We start from the raw sequence: 21,250 nt of genomic DNA on the forward strand, positions 1-21,250 counted from the left end.
GGAGAGCCCCTCTTGCTGCAAGCTGAAACCACCTGGCGCTGGCTCTCCTGGCTCTGGCTGCTGCTCAGCGCGCTGGCGCTGGCGCTGCTCGGCTGGCAGCTCTCCCACAGCCGCATCAACACCAGCCTGATGGACCTGCTGCCCCACGAGGAGCGCTCCGCGCTGGATCCCGCCCTGCGTGAGGGCTTGTTGCGCCAGGTCGACAGGCAGCTTGTCTGGATGCTGAGCCTGCCGGCGGGGCAGGATGGCCAGGCCGCGGCGCAGGCGTGGGCAAAAGACCTGCAGGCCCTGCCCGAGCTCAGCGCGGTGCGCGCCGCCCAGCCGGAGCTGGCCTCCGCCTGGCAAGGCTTCATCTATGACTATGGCTGGCAGCGCCTCGACGATGGCAGCCGGGCGCGCCTGGCCGCAGGGCCAGAGGTCTGGAGCCAGTGGGTGCTCGGCCAGATCTACAGCCCCTTTGGCGGCGTCTCCCGCACCGAGTGGCAGGCCGATCCCCTGCTGCTGACCCGGGCTGCGGTGCAGGGACAGATGGCCAGCCCCCTGCGCCTCGACCACGGCTGGCTGAGCAGCCGGGCCGAGGCCGGGCGGCAGTGGTACCTGCTGCGCGCCGAGCTGGACCTGTCGGCCTTCGACCTTGCCCGCAACAGCGAGCTGCTGGGCCGGCTCAACGAGGCGGAGCAACGCCTCAAGGCCGAGTTTCCGGGCGTGGAGCTGCTGCGCCGTGGCACCCTCTTCTACAGCCAGCATGCCAGCGAGCTGGCCCAGCAGGACATTTCCACCATAGGGCTCGGCTCCACGGTCGGGGTCTTGCTGCTGATGTGGCTGGCGTTTCGCTCGTTGCGGGCGCTCTGGATCTCCCTGCTGCCCATCGCCGTCGGCCTCGCCTGGGGGGTATTGGCGGTGCTGCTGTGGTTTGGCGAGGTGCACATGTTCACCCTGGTGATCAGCTCCAGCCTGGTCGGCATCATAGATTACGGGATCCACTTCCTGACCGAGCGGCGCCTGCATGGCCGGCAGGAGAGTCCGCACCAGACCCGTGCCCGCCTGCTGCCCAGCCTGTCGATGGCGCTGTTCGCCACCCTGGTCGGCTATGGCCTGCTCTGGCTTGCCCCCTTCCCCGGCCTGCAGCAGATGGCTCTGTGTGCCCTGGTGGGGCTGACGGCGTCGTTCATTACCGTGCTCTGCCTGTACCCGCTCTGGCTCGGGGAGTTGCCCCAGCGGGAGGCGCGTGTGCTGGTGCCGATGGCGCTCTGGCTCAAGTGGTGGCGCGAGTGGCGTCTCTTGCGCTGGGGCGTGCCCCTGCTCTGGCTGGCCCTGATCGGGGCGGGCTTGAGCCGGCTGGCCGTCGATGACGACATCGCCCGCCTGCAACCGCTGCCCGTCGAGCTGCAGGCCCAGGAGCGGCAGATCCAGCGCCTCACCGGCCAGCAGGGGGGCATGACCGGCTTCCTGGTGACGGCGGCCGATGGTGAAACGGCGCTGCAGCGGCTCGAGGCCATGAGCGGCAAACTGGCTGAGGCCAAGGCAGAGGGTCAGCTGACGGGCTTCGTGTCACTGGCCCAGTGGCTGCCCTCGCTGGCGCAGCAGCAGGCGGATCACGCCGCCCTCACGGGCCTGTTGCCGGAGGTGGTGACGCGACTCAACCTGGCCGGGGTGCCGGTCAAGGCCGAGCCTCGCCCCTGGCACCCTCTGACCCCGCAGCAGTGGCTGGCCAGCCCGGTCAGCGAGGGGAGCCGGCTGCTGTGGCATACCATGGCCGATGGCCGGGTGGCGCTCTGGCTGCCGGTCAACGGCGTGACGGATGCGGCCGCCGTGGCGGCCCTGGCCGAGGGGCAGGAGGGGGTGTTCTGGCAGGATCCGCGCAATCAGTGGAGCCAGCTGTTCGCCCACTACCGGGTCAAGCTGACCGAACTGCTGCTGGTGGCGATCGCCCTGGTGGGGGGACTGCTGTGGGCCCGCTTCGGCTGGCGCAAGGGGGGGCGGATCCTGCTGATCAGCGGGTTCTCGCTGGGGTTCGGGCTGGCCCTGCTGGCCGCCTGCGGCCAGCCGCTCACCCTGTTCGGGGTGCTGGCCATGAGCCTCATCTTCGGCATCGGCATCGACTACAGCCTCTTTTTTGCCTACAGCGGCGGGGATCCCCTGCGCCAGCGTTCGACCATGTTCGCCATTCTGCTGGCCAACCTGACCACCCAGCTTTCGTTCGGTTTGTTGGCGCTGAGCCACACCTCTGCCATCGCGGGCTTTGGTCTGGTGCTGAGCGGCGGTATCTTTACCGCCTTCCTGTTGTCGCCTCTGGTGCTGGATAAACAGGGATTGAACAAGCCGGCATGTACCCCGCCGGTGCAGGGCCACCGGGAGCAGGAGCAACCATGAGACCACTGTTCGCCTTTATCATTCTCTTGCTGGCTGGTTGCAGCAGTCAGCCGACCCCCACCGCCTATCTCGACAAGGGGACCGTCATGACGCTGCCGGCCCCCGTGCTGGCCGCCCCCTTCTATCGCCAGCAACTGCTGACCGCCAGCGTGGGGGAGAGCACTCACCAGCTGATGACGGTGCTGGAGGCCGACGGCCGCCAGCTGACCCTGGTGGGGCTGACCCCGAGCGGGGTGCGGCTGTTCCTGGTGCGCTATGACCAGCAGGGGATCTCCACCCGCCAGCTCAGCCCGCTGCTCACCACTGGCATGCCGCCGGTGAGCCAGGTGCTGGCGGACGTGATGCTCTGCTACTGGCCGCTCGCCAGCTGGCAGTCGCAGCTGCCACCGGGCTGGACGCTGCGCGACGAAGGGCCGCTGCGCCGGCTGCGCGCCCCCGACGGTGCCCTGGTCACCGAGATCCGCTACCGCGACGTCGACGGCGTGCGCGAGCCGGTCGGCCTGCAGCAGCACGTATTCCACTACCGCCTGCAACTGGAGACCCTGAGCCAATGAGCTGTTATATCGCCGCCTACGGCCTCGTCTCGGCATTGGGAATCGGGCGCGATGCCAGCGCCGAGGCGCTGCTGGCTTGGCAGCAGTCGGGCGTGAGCCCGCTGGATCGCCACCGGGCGCCGCTGCTGGATGGCCGCCAGACCCCGGTGGGACGGGTGGAGGGCGAGTTGCCGGCCATACCGGCGGCGCTGGCTCCTTATGCTTCGCGCAACAACCAGCTGTTGTTGGCGGCGTTGGCCCAGGTGCGGCCCGCTCTCGACGAGGCGCTGGCGACCCATGGCCCTGCGCGAGTGGGGCTGGTGCTTGGCACCAGCACCGCCGGGATCGGCGAGGCCGAGCTGGCGGTGGCGGCCGCCCGGCGCGGGGAGGCCGTGCCGCCTGCCTTTGACTATCGCCAGCAGGAGCTGGGTTCGCCGTCCGAATTTCTGGCTCGCCACCTCGGCCTGACCGGGCCGGCCTGGACTATCTCCACCGCCTGCTCCTCCAGCGCGCGCGCCTTCATCAGCGGCCAGCGGTTGCTGGCGGCCGGGCTGGTGGACGCCGTGCTGGTGGGCGGCGCCGACAGTTTGTGCGGACTCACTCTCAACGGCTTCGACAGCCTGGAGTCCCTCAGCTGTGCGCGCTGCCAGCCGTTTGATGAGGCGCGCCAGGGGATCAACATCGGCGAGGGGGCGGCGCTGTTTCTGCTGAGCCGCACGCCTGCGCCGCTGGCGCTGCTGGGGGCGGGGGAATCGTCCGATGCCTGGCATATCTCGGCGCCCCATCCAGACGGTATCGGCGCCGAGGCGGCGATGCAGATGGCGCTGGCCCAGGCGGGCCTGACACCGGCGCAGGTGGGCTACGTCAACCTGCACGGCACCGCCACCCGTCTCAACGACGCCATGGAGAGCCAGGCGGTGCATCGGCTGTTTGGTGCCGAGGTGCCCTGCAGCTCCACCAAGCCGCTCACCGGTCATGCCCTGGGGGCGGCGGGGGCCATCGAGGCGGCGCTCGCCTGCCTGCTGCTGGAGCGCGCCCTGCCGCTGCCACCCCAGCGGGTGACGACGGCGGATCCGGCGCTGGCGCCCATCCAGCTGGTGAGTGGCGAGGTGCCGCTCGCGGCGCCCCGGGTGCTCTCCAACTCCTTTGCCTTCGGTGGCAACAATGTCAGCCTGCTGCTTGGGAGCGTTCACCATGAATGAGCCAGGTTCACTGCCCGCCATCGAGACCCTGCTGCCCCACCAGGCCCCCATGCTGCTGCTGGACCGGCTCTGCGCGGCGGATGCCCAGCAGGCGCGCTGCGAGACCCGCATCGGTGCCCGCCATGCCCTGCTGCTGGATGGCGAGGGCAACCTGCCCGGCTGGGTCGGCATCGAGCTGATGGCGCAGACCATTGCCGCCTGGGCCGGCATGCAGGGGCGGCTGCGCGGCGAGCCGGTGCGCATCGGCATGCTGCTCGGCAGTCGCAAGTATCGCTGCCTGCGCCCCGCCTTTGCGGCCGGCAGCCTGCTCACCATCGAGGCTTGCTGCCTGTTGCAAGACGGCGGCATGGCCAGTTTTGATTGCCGGATCCTGCTGGCGGGGGAGGAGTGCGCCCAGGCGCGACTCTCCACCTACCAGCCGAGCCCCGGCGAATTGTCCGATTTGTTAGCCTGAGGAAGCTTCATGATCTCTAGCGTATTGGTCACGGGCGCCAGCAAGGGGATAGGCCGCGCCATCGCCCTCAAGCTGGCGGCCGACGGTTTTTCCATCGTGGTGCACTACCACAGCGATCGGGCCGGGGCCGAAGCCACTCTGGCCAGCCTGCAGGCGGCCGGTGGGCAGGGGCGCCTGCTTCAGTTCGACATCGCCGATCGGCAGGGCTGCCGCGCGCAGCTGGAGGCCGACATGGCCGAGCACGGCGCCTATTACGGCGTGGTCTGCAACGCCGGCATCATCCGTGACGGCGCCTTCCCCGCCCTCACCGAAGAGGAGTGGGACGGGGTGCTGCACACCAACCTGGACGGCTTCTACAACCTGCTCAAGCCCTGCATCATGCCGATGATTGGCCTGCGCCGGGGCGGCCGCATCGTGACCATCTCCTCGGTGTCCGGGCTGATGGGCAACCGGGGCCAGGTCAACTACAGCGCCGCCAAGGCGGGCATCATGGGCGCCACCAAGGCGCTGGCGCTGGAGCTTGCCAAGCGCAAGATCACGGTCAACTGCGTGGCCCCCGGCCTCATCGACACCGGCATGGTGGACGAAGAGGTGAAGGCGGAGGCGCTGAAACTGATCCCGCTCAAGCGGATGGGGCAGGCTGACGAGGTGGCCGGGCTGGTCTCCTACCTGATGTCAGACATCGCCGGCTATGTCACGCGCCAGGTCATCTCCATCAACGGAGGCATGGTATGAAGCGGGTCGTGGTGACCGGCATGGCCGGGGTGACCGCCTTCGGGCAGGATTGGCCGAGTGTGCGGGCCCGCCTGCAGGCGGGGCGCAACGCCGTGGTAAACATGCCGGAGTGGGCCATCTACGACGGCCTCAACACCCGGCTGGCGGCCCCCATTCCGGACTTCACGCTGCCGGCCCACTATCCGCGCAAGAAGACCCGCGCCATGGGGCGGGTCTCGGCGCTTGCAACCGTCGCCAGCGAGCTGGCGCTGGCGCAGGCGGGGCTGCTGGACAACCCGGCGCTCACCGACGGGCGCACCGGCATCGCCTACGGCTCCTCCACCGGCAGCACGGATCCCATCCGCGCCTTCGGGGTCATGCTCAACGACAAGAGCACCGCCAGCATCACGGCCACCACCTATGTGCAGATGATGCCGCACACGGCGGCGGTCAACACCGGGCTGTTCTTCGGCCTGCGCGGGCGGGTCATCCCCACCTCCAGCGCTTGCACCTCCGGCAGCCAGGGCATCGGCTACGCCTATGAGGCGATCAAGCACGGCTACCAGACCCTGATGGTGGCCGGCGGGGCGGAGGAGCTCTGCCCGTCGGAGGCCGTGGTGTTCGATACCCTGTTTGCCACCAGCCAGATGAACGACAACCCCGAACTGGCACCGCGTCCGTTTGACCGGCAGCGGGACGGGCTGGTGATAGGCGAGGGGGCCGGTACCCTGGTGCTGGAGGAGCTGGAGCATGCGCAGGCGCGCGGCGCCACCATCCTCGCCGAGCTGGTGGGCTTTGCCACCAACTGCGATGCCGCCCACGTGACCCAGCCCCAGCAGGAGACCATGCAGCTCTGCATGGAGATGGCGCTGGCCCAGGCCGGGCTCACGGCCGCCGACATCGGCTACATCAGTGCTCACGGCACCGCCACCGAGCGCGGTGACATCGCCGAGAGCCACGCCACCGCCGCCATCTTCGGCGACCGTACCCCCATCTCGTCGCTCAAGAGCTACTTTGGCCACACCCTGGGGGCCTGCGGCGCCATCGAGGCCTGGCTGGCGCTGGAGATGATGCAGGAGGGGTGGTTTGCCCCTACCATCAACCTGAGCGAACCGGACCCGGCCTGCGCCCCGCTCGATCACGTGGTGGGCAGCGGCCGCACGCTGGCGGTGGAGTACCTGATGTCCAACAACTTCGCCTTCGGCGGCATCAACACCTCCCTCATCTTCAAACGCTGGTCCTGAGTGTCGGTGCCCTGCCAGGCAGGGCGCCGGTACAGGCTGGGTTTAGCCTTGATGAATTAATATGCCCCCCGTTTTTTTCGGGAGGCATCATGTCTTTGTTATCTGGTTTTTCTTGTGCCGCCGCGCGGCTGCGTGTCCTGCAGGGCGTTCTGTTATCCAGCTTGTTGTGGGCGCTGGCCGCCTCCGCCATGGCCGATGATGAATTTCGGCTGGGCAAGACCATTCTGCTCGGGGTCGGCGATCATCCCGCCATCATTCCCATGCTCGCCTGCCGGCCGACCAAATCCATCATGGTCAAGGCAGGGCGGGAATTGACCCTGGAGCGGGTCAAGGTGTTTTATGGCAACGATCGCAGCAAGACCCTCTATTTCGACAAGGATCTGAAAGAGGATCAGGAGTCGGGGTGGAAATCCCTCGGCAGCCGGCTCTGCATCAAGCGGATCGAGGTGTACGGCAATTCGGAAGGGAGCAAGGCCGGGGTCAAGGTGTACGGCCGCAAATAAGCAAAGGGCGGGGCAAATCCCCGCCCAGCTTTTATTTCTTCGGACGGAACGGCTTGATGACGGTCTCGTCGCACTCGAGATAGGGGCCTTCCATCAGGTCGATGCAGTAGGGGATGGCGGGGAAGACTGCATCCAGGCACTCGCGGATCGACTTGGGTTTGCCCGGCAGGTTGACGATGAGCGAGCTGCCGCGCAAACCGGCGGTCTGGCGCGACAGGATGGCGGTCGGCACGAACTTGAGGGATTCGGCCCGCATCAGCTCGCCAAAGCCCGGCATCATGCGATCGCACACCGCCTCGGTGGCCTCCGGGGTGACGTCCCGCTTGGCCGGCCCGGTGCCGCCGGTGGTGACGATGAGGCTGCACTGCTCCTGGTCCGCCAGCCGGATCAGGGTCGCTTCGATCTGCTCCTGTTCATCGGGGATCACCTGATAGACGGGCTCCCACGCCGAGGTCAAATATGCGTTCAGCGTGTCGATGATGGCCTTGCCGGACAGGTCTTCATAGATGCCTGCACTGGCGCGATCGCTGACGGTGACGATACCGATTCTTGCCTTGCTCATGGTCTGCTCTTGGTTGCCGCTATAAGTGGCAAATAAAATAACATAATCAGCAAGATATGTTAAACCAGCCGGATGGCGGCGCGAAGGCGAGCGTCAAATGGCAAACCATATTGGCAGCCTCCTTTCAATAAGACATAACATCGGCATATTGCCGTGCCAAAAATGTATAAACGAACCCGCCATCGATATTCAGGAATAATCGGTTGATCCATAACGAATAACCCGTCTGGGTTCCCGCCTCGCCGTCATCTTTTGGCGCAAGAGGAGGGGAAAGCGGGCTGGGCAGATTGAACCGCGGCGGGGTTCGGCTTATATAACTCCATATGCGATTGGTGAAAATATGAACCGATTGTTGTTGTTTGAGTATCACCATGCAGCGGCTGGCCGCGGGAGGGCATATGGAGTTGCCTGATTTTGATACCTTGAAACGGTTGGCGGTGGCGGAGCCCGAGCGGCTCGACGAGTTGCTGCAGCAGCAGATTGAGGGGCTGATCGACCGGGTCAGCCCGCAGCAGCAAATGCGTCTGCGCGGCCTGCAATTTCGCATCGACTGTCAGCGTCAGCTGGCCAAAAACAACCTGGACAGCTGCATCCGGATTGCTGCCATGATGCACGACTCCTTTTATTCCATGCGCTGTGAAATGGTTCATCTCAATGATCCTGATTATGCTGAACCACTGCCGGAATATAAGGAGGACAATGTCCTCTATTTCAGCAATTATTACCGCAAGAAAAAATAATATTATTTCCGAGTAATTGTTGAAATATATTCCCGTTATTCTGCGCAGTTGCCGGGTGAGGCCGGCTGACGAACGTTGAACAGTTTGGCGTGATTTGTAATCCATTTGATGTATTTTTGTGTCGCCTTTTATTTTATTTGAGTTTGGTTATTGGCGTGATATGTGTAGATGTATGGCGCCGATTGTTAGGCTAATATGGCGAGACTTTTTTAATTTGCTACGACTCGAAGGGATTATGAGAAGTATCACACCAAGACGGGTGCTGTCGCGGGAGCAGCAGACGGAAATCACCCGCATTATCGTCAAGGTGGGCCAGATGCTGGCCCAGTTCGGCGCCGAGAGTCGCATCATCGAGCAGACCACGGTCCGGCTCGGCATGGCGCTCGGGCTGGAGAGCGTCGAGATGGCCATCTCCTCCAGCGCCATCGTGCTCACCAGCCTCTATCAGGGCAGCTGCGTCACCACCACCCGGCGGGTGCGCGAGCATGGCATCAACATGCAGGTGGTGTGCGAGATCCAGCGTATCTGCATCATGGCGGAGAAGGAGCTGATCGGCGCGCGGGAAGTGCGTCAACGGCTCGATGCCATAGTGCCGTTTCACTATCACCCCTGGCTGGTGGTGCCCATGGTGGGGCTCTCCTGCGGCGCCTTCAGCCTGCTGTTTGGCGGTGACTGGCCCATCTTCCTGGTGACCTGCTTCTCGGCCTCGGTCGCCATGCGGGTACGCCAGCTGATTGCCCGCCATCACCACAGCCCCCTCATCAACTTTGCCGCCACCGGTTTCATCGCCACCCTGCTCGCCTCCAGTGCCACCTTCTTCAACTGGGGGGCGCAGCCCTATCTCGCCATGGCGGCCAGCGTACTGCTGCTGGTGCCGGGCTTTCCGCTCATCAATGCGGTCTCCGACATGGTGAAGGGTTACTTCAACATGGGGCTGGCCCGCTGGGGCACGGCGACCCTGCTGACCATCAGCGCGGCGATAGGAATTATTCTCGCCATGTCGGTGACCGGTATCTGGGGGTGGAAGGTATGATGGAGTTCATCTGGCTGCTGGCCAAGGATGCCTTCTGGTCGGCCATTCCGGCGGTGGGGTTTGCCATGCTGTTCAACGTGCCGCCACGGATGTTGAAGTACTGCGCCATGGGCGGCGCGCTGGCTCACAGCCTGCGCACCCTGCTGATCCATCAGGGCATGCCCATCGAGTGGGCCACCCTGGCGGCGGCGACCACGGTCGGCTTTGTCTGTGTCTACTGGTCGCGCCGGCTGCTGGCGCCGCGCCCGGTGTTCAGCGTCGCCTCCATCATCCCCATGATCCCGGGTAGCTATGCGTTCAAGGCGATGATCGCGGTGGTGGAGCTCAATATCTCCGGAGTGACCATGGAGCTTATCCAGAGCGCGGTGGAAAACGGCCTCAAGGCGCTGTTTATCGTGGGGGCCCTGAGTTTCGGTTTGGCGATCCCCTCCCTGGTCGTGTACCGTAACCGCCCCATTATCTGACCGACGGTTCGAGAGGTTGACCCCATGATGATTTCCATGATTGCCGCCATGGCCCACGATCGGGTGATAGGGCTGGACAACCAGATGCCCTGGCACCTGCCGGCAGATCTGGCCCACTTCAAGCGGGTGACCCTGGGCAAGCCGGTGCTGATGGGGCGCAAGACCTTTGAATCCATCGGGCGGCCGCTGCCTGGCCGCCGCAATCTGGTGATCAGCCGCAACCCCGACTACCGGGCCGACGGCGTGGAGGTCATCGATTCGGTGGATGCGGCACTGGCGTTGCTGGCCGGCAGCGACGTGGCCGAGCTGATGGTGATCGGGGGCGGTCATCTCTACGGTCAGCTGTTGCCACGGGCCGACAGGCTCTATCTGACCCGTATCGATCTGGCGGTGGAGGGGGATACCCGCTTCCCGGCCTTCGACGAGGGCGACTGGTCCTGCATCGAGCGCGAGTCACATCAGCCTGACGAGAAGAATCCCCACTCCTACTGTTTCGAGACCTGGCAGCGGCGCTGACGGGCGACGTTAACTCGCTGGCAGATAAAAGGCCCCTTGTGCTGCACAAGGGGCCTTTTTGTTGCCCGTAGCTGCCGCGCGAGGGATGAATGGAGCCGTTGTTCAGGGTATCGATTGACCAGCGCCCTCTCTGCTTTTCTCCCTAAAGTGGATTTAAAAATCATTAGCTATCTAATCATTTTATTGCCCTTGGCAGATACGCGAGGTGCCTTCCTTGTCTGGCGCATTATCTTGACCTTTTCCCGGCTTTTTTTCTCAATCTAACAGGTATTTAGATTGAATTCATTTGCATTTCATGGCCTGATACAGGGTCTTGCACCATCTTTTGATGAATTTTTATGGTGCTAAATAATCCTTAAAAATCAATTGATTATGATTTTGCTTTTTTGTTTGGACTCTTTTGGTTCTTTTATTTTGGCTGGTAATTACTTAGTGTTAAAAGTAATTGGCTCACGTTCGACGGTTTGCCAGGCAAGTCGTCGGCCAAGAAAAAAGGACAATATGACAGTCAAACTCGAGGTTAAATCACTCTACAAAATCTTCGGCGATCAGCCGGAAAAAGCGTTCAAATTGCTGGCGAAAGGGCATGACCGCGCCAGCATCCTGCAAAAAACCGGGCAGACCCTGGGGGTCCAGGATGTCAATCTGGCCATCGACGAAGGGGAGATCTTCGTGGTGATGGGCCTCTCCGGCTCGGGCAAATCCACCCTGGTGCGTCTCTTCAACCGGCTGATCGAGCCGACCCGCGGCCAGGTGCTGATCGATGGCGAGGACATCGCCGCCATCTCCGACAGCGAGCTGCGTCAGGTGCGGCGCAAGAAGATCAGCATGGTATTCCAGTCCTTCGCCCTGATGCCGCACCTGAGCGTGCTGGAAAACACCGCCTTCGGGCTGGAGCTGGCCGGTGTGCCGCTGGCGGAGCGCCAGCAGAGCGCCCGTCAGGCGCTCCATCAGGTGGGCTTGGGTCAATGGATCGATGCCTTCCCCGATGCCCTCTCCGGCGGCATGAAGCAGCGGGTCGGCCTGGCCCGCGCACTCGCCAACGACCCCGACATCCTGCTGATGGACGAGGCTTTTTCCGCGCTGGATCCACTGATCCGCACCGAGATGCAGGATGAGCTGCTCAAGCTGCAGGCCAGCCAGCAGCGCACCATCGTCTTCATCTCTCACGATCTGGACGAGGCGATGCGCATCGGCGATCGCATCGCCATCATGCAGGACGGCCAGCTGGTGCAGGTCGGCACCCCGGACGAGATCCTCAACCAGCCCGCCAACGACTATGTGCGCGCCTTCTTTCGCGGGGTGGATCTCGCCAACGTGTTCAGCGCTCGCGATGTGGCCAGCCGCAAGCAGATGCCGCTCATCAAGAAGCACACCACCGACGGGCCCGGCAACGCCCTTCGCCAGCTCAAGGAGCAGGAGCGGGAGTTCGGTTACGTGGTGGATCGCCGGCGCCGCTTCATCGGGGTCGTCTCGGTGGAGTCGCTCGGTCAGGCGGTCAGGGCCAAAGGCAGCCTGGAGCAGGCGCTGCTGGCGGACATCCAGCCCATTCTGGCGGACACTGCCCTCAACGAACTGATCAGCCAGGTGGCGGCCGCCCCCTGTCAGGTGCCCGTGGTCGAGGAGGATGGCACTTACCTGGGCCTCATCTCCAAGGCCAACCTGCTGAACACCCTGGACAGGAGTACCCCGGCATGAAGCGGATGAATCCCCATTTTTTATTGAGCGGGCTGCTGGCCCTGGTGCTGCTGGCGAGCCCCTCCCTGCGTGCGGACGAGGCGGCAGTCGACCCCTGGGGGGCCAGTGCGGTTGCCACCGAGGTTGCCGATCCCTGGGGCAGTATCGACACTGAGGCGACCGACTGGCAGAACCAGATCGAGACGGTCGACACCGCTGCCGCCGTCGACTGGCTGGATCCCTTCCAGCAGGCGCTGGTGCCGCTGGATAGCTGGGTCGAGGGCGGCATCGGCTGGCTGGTGGACAATCTGCGTCCCGTGTTTCAGCTGATCCGCGCGCCGGTGGAGCTGGCGCTGGGCGGCATGACCCATCTGCTGCAGACGGTGCCCTCCACCCTGATGATCGGCCTGCTGACCCTGATCGCCTGGCAACTGGTGAACGGTCGCATGGCGCTGGGAACCCTGTTCTCGCTAGTGGTGGTGGGGCTGATCGGCGCCTGGTCCGATGCCATGGTGACCCTGTCGCTGGTGCTGACCTCGCTGTTCTTCTGCGTGTTGATCGGGCTGCCGGTCGGCATCCTGCTGGCGAGGAGCGAGCGACTTTCGCGCTGGACCCGGCCGCTGCTGGATGCGATGCAGACCACGCCGGCCTTCGTCTACCTCATCCCCATCGTCATGCTGTTCGGCATCGGCAACGTGCCCGGGGTGGTGGTGACCGTCATCTTCGCGCTGCCGCCGATGATCCGGCTGACCATGCTGGGCATTCGCCAGGTGCCTGCGGATCTGGTGGAAGCGGCCCACTCGTTCGGCGCCAGCCCCTCCCAGTTGCTGTTCAAGGTACAGCTGCCGCTCGCCATGCCCACCATCATGGCCGGGGTCAACCAGACCCTGATGCTGGCACTCTCCATGGTGGTGATCGCCTCCATGATCGCGGTGGGGGGGCTCGGCCAGATGGTGCTGCGCGGCATCGGCCGGCTCGACATGGGGCTCGCCTCCATCGGCGGCCTCGGCATCGTGCTGCTGGCCATCGTGCTCGACCGCCTGACCCAGGCGATGGGACAGCCGGATCGCAGCCGTACCGGCCGCTGGTATCAACGCGGCCCCGCCGCCCTGCTGCTGCGCCTGCTCGGCCGCGACAAGTCAATCGATTACAAAGGAGTAAATGCATGAGACTCATCACCAAGACGCTGACCCTGGGGTCCCTGCTGTTGAGCTCCCAACTGCTCGGCCCGCTCGCCATGGCCAGCACCGAGCTGCCGGGGGAGGGCGTGCGCGTCCAGCCCCTGCAGAGCTCATTGCCGGAGGAGAGCTTTCAGACCCTGCTGGTCAGCAAGCTGATGGCACGCCTCGGCTATGACGTCCAGCCGGCCCAGGAGGTGGATTACAACGTGGCCTACGCCTCGGTGGCGCAGGGGGATGGCACCTTCCTCGCCTTCAATTGGATACCGCTACAAAACAACAAGTATGAGCAGGCGGGGGGGGACAAGGTGTTCTTCCGTGAGGGCACCTATGTGGCCGGGGCCGCCCAGGGTTATCTCATCGACAGGAAGACCGCGATCCAGTACGGCATCACCAACCTGGGTCAGCTCAAGGATCCCAAACTGGCGGCGCTGTTTGACGGCGATGGCGACGGCAAGGCGGATCTGGTGGGCTGCAACCCGGGCTGGGGCTGCGAAGAGGCGATCAACCGTCATCTGGCCGGGTTTGGCCTGACCCCGACCGTCACCCACAAGCAGGGCAACTACGCGGCGCTGATCGCCGATACCCGTGCCCGTTACCAGGCCGGCAAGCCGGTGCTCTACTACACCTGGACCCCCTACTGGCTCAGCAGCGAGTTGGTGCCGGGCAAGGACGTGGTGTGGCTGGAGGTGCCCGCCGATGGCCCTGATGCGGCCAAGACCCGGCTGCCGAACGGCAAGAACTACGGCTTCCCGGTCAACACCATGCACATCGTGGCCAACAAGCAGTTCGCCGAGGCCAACCCGGCAGCCGCCAGGCTGTTCTCCATCGTCAAGCTGCCGCTCAATGACATCAACGTCCAGAACGGCCTGATGAACAAGGGGCAGAACAAGCCGGCGGACGTGGAGCGTCACGCCGACGCCTGGCTCAAGGGCCACGAGGCGCTGGTGAACGACTGGCTGACCCAGGCGCGCGCCGCCGCCAAGTAACGAGGGGCGGTAGCTCGCTCTTTGCGCAAAGAAAAACGCCCGGCAGTTGCCGGGCGTTTTTTATGGAAGCCGTGCGGGTGGACAGCCTGGCTCAGATGCCGGAGCCGTCGTTCTCGCCGTTCTCCTCGTGCAGGCCGCACTCGCGCTTGAGGCCGAAGAAGCGGGTCTGCTCCTCGCTCATGCCGGGCTCCCACTTGGTGGTGGTGTGCACGTCGCCCACCGACAGGTAGCCCTGCTCCCACAGCGGGTGGTAGGGGAGGTCGAACTCCTTGAAGTAGTAGAAGACGTCCTTGTTGCTCCAGTCGATCACCGGCAGGAACTTGAAGCGGCCGCGCTGGATGGCCAGCACCGGCAACTTGCCCCGGCTGCCGGACTGCTCCCGGCGCAGGCCCGAGAACCAGGTGCGGGCACCGAGCTCGTTCAGGGCGCGGTCCATCGGCTCCACCTTGTTGAGCTGGTTGTAGCGGGTGATCCCCTCTACTCCCTGCTCCCACAGGAGGCCGAAGCGGGCCTCCTGCCAGGCCGGAGTGAGCTCGGCCCGGTAGATTTTGAGGTTGAGCGCGAGCCGCTCGGTCAGCTCGTCGATGAAGCGGTAGGTTTCGGGGAACAGATAACCGGTATCGGTCAGCACTACCGGCACGTCGGCCCGCTCGCGGCTCACCAGGTGCAGCATCAGCGCCGCCTGGATGCCGAAGCTCGATGACAGCACGTGCTCTCCCGGCAGGTTGGCCAGCGCCCAGCGCACCCGTTCGGGGGCGCTGATGGCATCGAGAGCCCGATTGATAGGGGCCAGCGCCTCGACCTGCTCCTCACGACTCAAGGCCAGCAGGGCGTCGAGGTCGAGCCGGCCGTCGGCGGTGCGCGCCAGCCGGGCTGTATCGGTCTGATCAGGCTGCATAGAAGTCCCTCGCGGAGTCGATGACCGGGGCTATGATGCCGGCGCGGATGACGAAGTCGCCGAAGCACTCGCCCGCGTTGCGATCCTTGGCCCAGCGACCGATCAGGGCATCCAGCTCGGCCAGGATCTGCGGCTCGGTGATGTTCTCCAGGTGCAGGCGCGGGATGCGGGTTCCCTCTAGGTTGCCACCCAGATGCAGGTTGTAGCGCCCCGGCGCCTTGCCCACCAGACCCACCTCCGCCAGCATGGCGCGGCCGCAGCCGTTGGGGCAGCCGGTGACCCGGAAGATGATGGCGTCATCGGCCAGACCGTGCTTGGCCAGCAGCCCCTCGATGTCGGTGACGAAAGCGGGCAGCATGCGTTCGGCCTCGGCCATCGCCAGCGGGCAGGTGGGCAGGGCCACGCAGGCCATGGACTGCTTGCGCTGCTCGCTGACGCCGTCATCCAGCAGGCCGTACTGGCGTGCCAGTGCTTCGATGCGGGCCTTCTCGCTGGCAGGTACGCCTGCGATGATCAGGTTCTGGTTGGCGGTGAGGCGAAAATCCCCCTGATGCACCTTGGCGATCTCCAGCATGCCGGTCTTGAGGGGCTTGCCCGGGAAGTCCAGCAGGCGGCCGTTCTCGATAAACAGGGTCAGGTGGTGCTTGCCGTCGATCCCCTCTACCCAACCGAAGCGATCGCCACGGCTGGTGAACTCATAGGGGCGCACCGGCCCGAACTGGATGCCGGCGCGGCTCTCTACCTCGGCCTTGAAGGCCTCGACGCCGACGCGCTCGAGGGTGTACTTGGTCTTGGCGTTCTTGCGGTTGACCCGGTTGCCCCAGTCGCGCTGGGTGCTGACCACGGCGGCGGCCACTTCCAGCACGTGGGAGAGCGGCACGAAGCCGAAATCGCTCGCCTTGCGCGGGTAGGTGCTGGTGTCGCCGTGGGTCATGGCCAGCCCCCCGCCTACCAGCACGTTGAAGCCCACCAGCTTGCCGTGATCACTGATGGCCACGAAGTTGAGATCGTTGGCGTGGATGTCCACGTCGTTGTGGGGCGGGATCACCACAGTCGTCTTGAACTTGCGCGGCAGGTAGTTGGAACCCAGGATCGGCTCTTCGTCACCCCCCAGCTTCTCGCCGTCCAGCCAGATCTCCACGTAGGCGCGGGTCTTGGGCAGCAGGTGCTCGGAGATCTTCTTGGCCCACTCGTAGGCCTCCTGATGCAGCTCGGATTCCACCGGGTTGCTGGTGCAGAGCACGTTGCGGTTCACGTCGCCGGCGGTGGCTATGCTGTCGATGCCGGTGCTGTTGAGGGTCTGGTGCATCATCTTGATGTCGCGCTTGAGCACCCCGTGGAACTGGAAGGTCTGGCGGGTGGTCAGGCGGATGCTGCCGTACAGGCTGTGATCCTCGGCGAACTTGTCGATCACCTGCCACTGGGCCGGGCTGATGATGCCGCCGGGCAGGCGGGCGCGCAGCATGACGTTGTGCAGGGGCTCCAGCTTCTGGGCGGTGCGCTCCGGGCGGATGTCGCGGTCATCCTGCTGGTACATGCCGTGAAAGCGGATCAGCTGGAAGTTGTCGCCGTTGAAGCCACCGGTGAGCGGGTCTGTGAGATCCTGCGCTATGGTGCCGCGCAGGTGATCGCTCTCGCGTTTCAGACGTTCGTTGTCGGCCAGCGGTCCTTCCACCGGCCCTGGAATAAGTTGCTTGCTCATCAATAGACATCCCTTTGATAACGTTTGGCACGACGCAATTCGCTCAAATACTCTTCTGCTTCCTCACGGCTCTTGTGGCCATGTTCCGCAATCACATCCAGCAGGGCTTCCTGCACATCCTTCGCCATCTGGTTGGCATCGCCGCACACATAGAAGTGGGCGCCTGCTTCCAGCCACTGGTAGAGCTCCTGGCCCGCTTCCCGCAGGCGGTGCTGTACGTAGACTTTCTCGGCCTGATCCCGGCTGAAGGCCAGCGAGATCTTGCTGAGCAGCCCGCTCTTCACATAACGCTGCCACTCCACCTGATAGAGGAAATCCTGGGTGAAGTGCGGGTTGCCGAAGAACAGCCAGTTGTTGCCTTCGGCCCCCTGGGCCTCGCGCTCCTGCAGGAAGGCGCGAAACGGGGCAATGCCGGTACCCGGACCCACCATGATGACGGGGGTGTCGGGGTTTGGCGGCAGGCGGAAGTTGTCGTTGTGCTCGACGAATACCCGCACCTCGGCATCTTCAGCCAGCCGATCCGCCAGGTAGGAGGAGGCGGCGCCGCTGCGCACCGTGCCGTCTTCCTGCGGGTAGCGCACCACGCCGACGGTCAGGTGCACCTCCTCTTCCACCTCGCTCTGGCTGGAGGCGATGGAGTAGAGGCGCGGGGTGAGCGGGCGCAGCAGGCCCAGCAGCTGTTCGGCTGTGAGCGCGGTCGGGAAGCGTTTCAGTACATCCACCACCTGGGCAGAGGCCACCAGAGCATTGACCTGGGCCTTGTCGCCAGCCAGATCTTTGAGCGCCGCGTTGCCCGATATGTCAGCGAGTCCTGTGATGAAGCCGCCGTGCAAGCGGGTCAGCTCCAGCTCGCGGCTGAGCACTTCGCGCAGGCTGCCGCGGGCGGTGGCCTCGTCGCCGGAGAGACTGGCCAGCGTCAGCACCTCGTTCACCAGTGCGGGGTCGTTGTCAAACCAGATGCCGAGGGCATCGCCCGGCTGGTAGCGGATGCCGGATTCTTCAAGGCTGATCTCGATGTGGCGGATATCCTTGGTCGAGTCGCGACCGGTGATCTTCTGGTTGACCGAGAGCCTGGCCGGGAAGGGGTTCTCCTTGCTGTACTGGCTGTGGCCGACCGCCTGCTGTACCGCGCTGGCCACGTTGCTGTTGGCGGGACCGGCGGAGAGGGTGGCGGCGATGGCATTGAGCGCCTGTTCACCCCACGCCTTGGCGGCATCCTGATAATCCACGTCCAGGCTGGCGAGTTCATGCACCCGATCGGCGCCGGCCTTGGTCAGCAGGCTGTCAAAGTCCTTGCCGGTCTGGCAGAAGAATTCATAGGAGCTGTCACCCAGCCCCAGCACGGCGAACTTGAGCCCTTCCAGCTTGCCGACCTTGCCCTTCTTGAGCTGCTCGAACAGATCGACCGCACTCTCCGGCGGTTCACCCTCCCCGTAAGTGCTCACTACCACCAGCAGGTGGGTCTCTTTCTTGAGCTGCTTGGGTTTGTAGTCCGCCATGGAGGTGAGTGTCACCGGCAGGCCGCGCGCCTCGGCCTGCGCCTTGATGGCGCTGGCCACGCCCTTGGCGTTGCCGGTCTGGGAGCCGTAGAGAATGGTCAGATTGCCGCTGGGGGCAGTAGCGGCTGCGCCGGTCACGGCCGGCTGGCTGCCCGCCTGGGAGAGACCGTAGAGATAACCGCTGACCCAGGCCAGTTGCTGGGTGTTGAGGGTCGACAGCGCCTGGCTCAGCTGTCGCTGCTGCTCGTCGGAGAGGGGAGTCAGGTTGGTCAGGGAGTCCTTCAATTGCATCACACACGTCTTCCATGGTCTGATTTTTGGTCAGGTTAAGGGGTGTGATGGATAACAACAAAGAATAAAAATGTCTTTTTTATTCTATTACTGCATTAAAACAGTGATGGAGAGGGTCGCAAGGCGACTCAGGTCGACAGGGCTCTCATGGTATAAAGGGCGATGAATGAACCCGTATTACCCACACAGGAAGCGTGAATGTCGACCATCAGCTTGTTTCATGTCAATGCCTTCAGCCGGCAGCCCTTTGGCGGCAACCCGGCAGTGGTGGCGCTGGGGCCGAGTCAGCCGGATGCCACCCTGCTGGCCATGGCTGCCGAGTTCAACCTGTCGGAGACCGCCTTTCTGGTGCCTCTTGGCCATGCCCGCTATCAGCTGCGCTGGTTTACCCCCGAGCTGGAAGTGGATCTCTGCGGCCACGGCACCCTGGCGGCGGCCCACGTGCTGTGGCAGACGGGAGCGGTGGCAGGGGATGAGGTCATCCACTTCGAGACCCGCAGCGGCGAGCTGCTGGCCCGGCGCGAAGGGGCGTGGATCTGGCTCGATTTCCCGCGCATTGCCCAGGCGCCGCTCGTTCTGGATCCGGCCTATGCGGCTGCGGTCGGTTGCCAGCCGCTGCAAACCCTGGCGGCTGGCGCCAAGTTCTTGCTAGAGCTGGCCAGCGAGGAGGAGGTTCGTGCGCTTACCCCAGATTTTCACGCTCTGCGTGTGCTGCCCGGTCGCGGCCTGATGGTGACGGCGCCTTCGAGCGACCCTGACTATGACTTCGTCTCCCGCTACTTCGCCCCCTGGGTTGGGGTGGATGAAGATCCGGTGACCGGCTCCAACCACTGCGCCCTGGTGCCCTTCTGGGCCGAGCGGCTCGGCAAACGGCAGTTGCGGGCCCGCCAGATCTCGGCCCGGGGTGGTGAGCTGCGGCTAGCACTGCAGGATAATCGGGTGCTGATGGCTGGTCAGGCCGTCACCTTGTGGCAGGGGGAGTGGCTGCTGCCAGTGGCCTGATAAAACGGCAAGCTGGCGGCGTCTTGAAGGTTCGTCAGCGGTTTGTGCCTGCCATAAAAAAACGCCCCGCAGTTGCGGGGCGTTTTGATTGTCATGGACGGCAGCTGCGCTGCTGCGGCCCTGTTTCTTCGGCTCTTACTTTTGTGGACGCAGAGCCGGGAACAGGATGACGTCGCGGATGGTGTGGCTGTTGGTGAACAGCATCACCAGACGGTCGATACCGATACCCTGACCGGCAGTCGGCGGCAGACCGTGTTCCAGCGCGGTCACGAAGTCGGCGTCGTAGAACATGGCTTCGTCATCGCCTGCGGCTTTCTGGTCAACCTGAGCCTGGAAGCGCTCGGCCTGATCTTCCGCATCGTTCAGCTCGGAGAAGCCGTTTGCCAGCTCGCGGCCGCCGATGAAGAATTCGAAGCGGTCGGTGACGTCCGGGTTTTGGTCGTTGCGACGGGCCAGCGGAGAAACGGCGGCCGGGTACTCGGTGATGAAGGTCGGTTGCAGCAGCATGTGCTCCACGGTCTCTTCGAAGATCGCGGTGATCACGTGGCCCAGTTCCCAGCTCTTCATCAGCTCGATGTGCAGGCGCTTGGCGACGGCGGTGGCCTTCTCCAGGGTCGCCAGATCGTCACGGGTCACATCCGGGTTGTACTTCAGGATGGAGTCAACCATGGAGAGGCGCTGGAACGGCTGACCGAAATCGATGGTCAGGCCCTCTTCGCCCTCTTTGGCGTAACGGATCTTGGTGTCGCCCAGGATGTCCTGCGCCAGGGTGCGCAGCATCTCTTCGGTGAGATCCATCAGATCGATGTAGTCGGCGTAGGCCATATAGAACTCGAGCATGGTGAACTCGGGGTTATGGCGAACGGAGATACCTTCGTTACGGAAGTTGCGGTTGATCTCGTAGACACGCTCGAAACCACCAACCACCAGACGCTTCAGATAGAGTTCCGGAGCGATACGCAGGTACATGTCGATGTCCAGCGCATTGTGGTGGGTGATGAACGGACGAGCAGAGGCGCCACCCGGGATGACCTGCATCATGGGGGTTTCCACTTCCATGAAGCGCTTGTCGTTCAGGAACTTGCGGATACCGGCCACGACCTTGGTACGGGTCACGAAAGTCTTGCGGGACTCTTCGTTGGCGATCAGATCCAGGTAACGCTGACGGCAGCGGGCTTCCTGGTCGGTCAGACCTTTGTGCTTCTCGGGCAGCGGGCGCAGGGCCTTGGTCAGCAGGCGAATGTCGGAGACATGAACGGAGAGTTCGCCTGTGTTGGTGCGGAACAGGGTACCTTCGACACCCACGATGTCGCCCAGATCCCACTTCTTGAACTGCTCGTTGTAGAAGCCTTCCGGCAGGTCGTCACGGGTGACGTAGACCTGGATCTTGCCAGCCATGTCCTGCAGGGTGGCGAAAGATGCCTTGCCCATGATCCGGCGGGTCATGATGCGACCGGCAATCTTCACCCGTTTACCCAGTGCGGCCAGTTCGTCGGCGCTCTTGTCACCAAACTCGGCGTGCAGATCGCCGGAGAGGCTGTCACGACGGAAGTCGTTGGGGAAGGGGTTGCCCTGGGCGCGCAAGGCGGCCAGCTTGGAACGACGCTCCTGCATCTCGTTGTTCAGATCGAGAGTTTGGTCGACTTCCGGAGTAGTGGTTTGTTCAGACATGGTGA

Annotated in this window: 20 protein-coding genes; 15 read left to right on the forward strand and 5 right to left on the reverse strand. The window is 64.2% G+C overall.

Translation table 11 applies throughout. The annotated features are described in order from the left end of the window. Positions 1-12 precede the first annotated feature (12 nt). The 7 genes from ACB032_RS00500 (at position 13) to ACB032_RS00530 (ending at position 7,023) form a co-directional block, all read left to right on the forward strand. Positions 13-2,373, forward strand: coding sequence for an MMPL family transporter (locus ACB032_RS00500; protein WP_371137121.1), 2,361 nt, complete (start codon positions 13-15; stop codon positions 2,371-2,373). After that, positions 2,370-2,927, forward strand: coding sequence for a DUF3261 domain-containing protein (locus ACB032_RS00505; protein ID WP_041216269.1), 558 nt, complete (start codon positions 2,370-2,372; stop codon positions 2,925-2,927). The genes ACB032_RS00500 and ACB032_RS00505 overlap by 4 nt, the downstream gene beginning before the upstream one ends. Next, positions 2,924-4,108, forward strand: coding sequence for a beta-ketoacyl-[acyl-carrier-protein] synthase family protein (locus tag ACB032_RS00510; protein WP_371137122.1), 1,185 nt, complete (start codon positions 2,924-2,926; stop codon positions 4,106-4,108). Before ACB032_RS00505 ends, ACB032_RS00510 begins: the two co-directional genes overlap by 4 nt. Next, on the forward strand, positions 4,101-4,562 hold the full coding sequence (locus tag ACB032_RS00515) for a hotdog family protein (RefSeq protein ID WP_045528372.1): 462 nt from the start codon (positions 4,101-4,103) through the stop codon (positions 4,560-4,562). The genes ACB032_RS00510 and ACB032_RS00515 overlap by 8 nt, the downstream gene beginning before the upstream one ends. A 9-nt stretch (positions 4,563-4,571) precedes the next feature. Continuing rightward, complete coding sequence (locus tag ACB032_RS00520; RefSeq protein WP_371137123.1) at positions 4,572-5,297, forward strand: 3-ketoacyl-ACP reductase FabG2; 726 nt, start codon at positions 4,572-4,574, stop codon at positions 5,295-5,297. Next, a complete protein-coding gene (locus ACB032_RS00525; protein WP_118880599.1) occupies positions 5,294-6,520 on the forward strand; it encodes a beta-ketoacyl-ACP synthase in 1,227 nt (408 codons plus the stop codon). Before ACB032_RS00520 ends, ACB032_RS00525 begins: the two co-directional genes overlap by 4 nt. Positions 6,521-6,684: 164 nt before the next feature. Further along, positions 6,685-7,023 carry a DUF2541 family protein gene (locus ACB032_RS00530; RefSeq protein ID WP_252475806.1) on the forward strand — a complete coding sequence of 113 codons (339 nt, stop codon included), beginning with the start codon at positions 6,685-6,687 and terminating at the stop codon, positions 7,021-7,023. A gap of 31 nt (positions 7,024-7,054) precedes the next feature. Here ACB032_RS00530 and mog read toward each other — a convergent pair whose 3' ends face one another. Further along, on the reverse strand, positions 7,055-7,585 hold the full coding sequence (gene mog, locus ACB032_RS00535) for a molybdopterin adenylyltransferase (RefSeq protein ID WP_016351777.1): 531 nt from the start codon (positions 7,583-7,585) through the stop codon (positions 7,055-7,057). A gap of 398 nt (positions 7,586-7,983) precedes the next feature. Between mog and ACB032_RS00540 the strand changes: the two genes are divergently transcribed. The 7 genes from ACB032_RS00540 (at position 7,984) to proX (ending at position 14,182) form a co-directional block, all read left to right on the forward strand. Beyond that, positions 7,984-8,325, forward strand: coding sequence for a DUF3135 domain-containing protein (locus ACB032_RS00540; protein ID WP_201886794.1), 342 nt, complete (start codon positions 7,984-7,986; stop codon positions 8,323-8,325). 235 nt (positions 8,326-8,560) lie between these two features. Further along, positions 8,561-9,358 (forward strand): threonine/serine exporter family protein, encoded by a 798-nt coding sequence (locus ACB032_RS00545; RefSeq protein ID WP_011707144.1) that lies wholly within the window; start codon positions 8,561-8,563, stop codon positions 9,356-9,358. Beyond that, positions 9,355-9,822: a threonine/serine exporter family protein gene (locus ACB032_RS00550; protein WP_139749754.1), complete on the forward strand. Its 468-nt coding sequence runs from the start codon at positions 9,355-9,357 to the stop codon at positions 9,820-9,822. The genes ACB032_RS00545 and ACB032_RS00550 overlap by 4 nt, the downstream gene beginning before the upstream one ends. Before the next feature lie 24 nt (positions 9,823-9,846). Further along, entirely contained in the window at positions 9,847-10,338 is a 492-nt protein-coding gene (folA, locus tag ACB032_RS00555) for a type 3 dihydrofolate reductase (protein WP_011707142.1), read from the forward strand. Between the two features lie 501 nt (positions 10,339-10,839). Next, positions 10,840-12,036, forward strand: coding sequence for a glycine betaine/L-proline ABC transporter ATP-binding protein ProV (gene proV / locus ACB032_RS00560; RefSeq protein WP_011707141.1), 1,197 nt, complete (start codon positions 10,840-10,842; stop codon positions 12,034-12,036). Then, entirely contained in the window at positions 12,033-13,184 is a 1,152-nt protein-coding gene (gene proW / locus ACB032_RS00565; protein WP_371137124.1) for a glycine betaine/L-proline ABC transporter permease ProW, read from the forward strand. The genes proV and proW overlap by 4 nt, the downstream gene beginning before the upstream one ends. Beyond that, complete coding sequence (gene proX, locus ACB032_RS00570) at positions 13,181-14,182, forward strand: glycine betaine/L-proline ABC transporter substrate-binding protein ProX (protein ID WP_371137125.1); 1,002 nt, start codon at positions 13,181-13,183, stop codon at positions 14,180-14,182. Before proW ends, proX begins: the two co-directional genes overlap by 4 nt. A 91-nt stretch (positions 14,183-14,273) precedes the next feature. On the opposite strand, the gene ACB032_RS00575 is transcribed toward proX, so the two are convergent. From ACB032_RS00575 to ACB032_RS00585, 3 genes are read right to left on the reverse strand one after another with little or no spacing between them, the layout of a single operon-like run. Then, positions 14,274-15,080 carry a phosphoadenylyl-sulfate reductase gene (locus tag ACB032_RS00575; protein ID WP_223950744.1) on the reverse strand — a complete coding sequence of 269 codons (807 nt, stop codon included), beginning with the start codon at positions 15,078-15,080 and terminating at the stop codon, positions 14,274-14,276. After that, a complete protein-coding gene (gene cysI, locus ACB032_RS00580; RefSeq protein ID WP_371137126.1) occupies positions 15,070-16,782 on the reverse strand; it encodes an assimilatory sulfite reductase (NADPH) hemoprotein subunit in 1,713 nt (570 codons plus the stop codon). The genes ACB032_RS00575 and cysI overlap by 11 nt, the downstream gene beginning before the upstream one ends. Further along, positions 16,782-18,572, reverse strand: a complete 1,791-nt coding sequence (locus ACB032_RS00585; protein WP_371137385.1) for an assimilatory sulfite reductase (NADPH) flavoprotein subunit — start codon at positions 18,570-18,572, stop codon at positions 16,782-16,784. The genes cysI and ACB032_RS00585 overlap by 1 nt, the downstream gene beginning before the upstream one ends. A gap of 198 nt (positions 18,573-18,770) precedes the next feature. Between ACB032_RS00585 and ACB032_RS00590 the strand changes: the two genes are divergently transcribed. Further along, positions 18,771-19,574 carry a PhzF family phenazine biosynthesis protein gene (locus ACB032_RS00590; protein ID WP_371137127.1) on the forward strand — a complete coding sequence of 268 codons (804 nt, stop codon included), beginning with the start codon at positions 18,771-18,773 and terminating at the stop codon, positions 19,572-19,574. A 135-nt stretch (positions 19,575-19,709) separates the two neighbouring features. Here ACB032_RS00590 and lysS read toward each other — a convergent pair whose 3' ends face one another. Beyond that, positions 19,710-21,245 carry a lysine--tRNA ligase gene (lysS, locus tag ACB032_RS00595; RefSeq protein WP_011707134.1) on the reverse strand — a complete coding sequence of 512 codons (1,536 nt, stop codon included), beginning with the start codon at positions 21,243-21,245 and terminating at the stop codon, positions 19,710-19,712. Positions 21,246-21,250 lie beyond the last annotated feature (5 nt).

The sequence above is a fragment of the Aeromonas sp. S5(2024) genome (genome assembly GCF_041403025.1).
In the GTDB taxonomy this organism is placed as follows: Bacteria; Pseudomonadota; Gammaproteobacteria; order Enterobacterales; family Aeromonadaceae; genus Aeromonas; species Aeromonas hydrophila.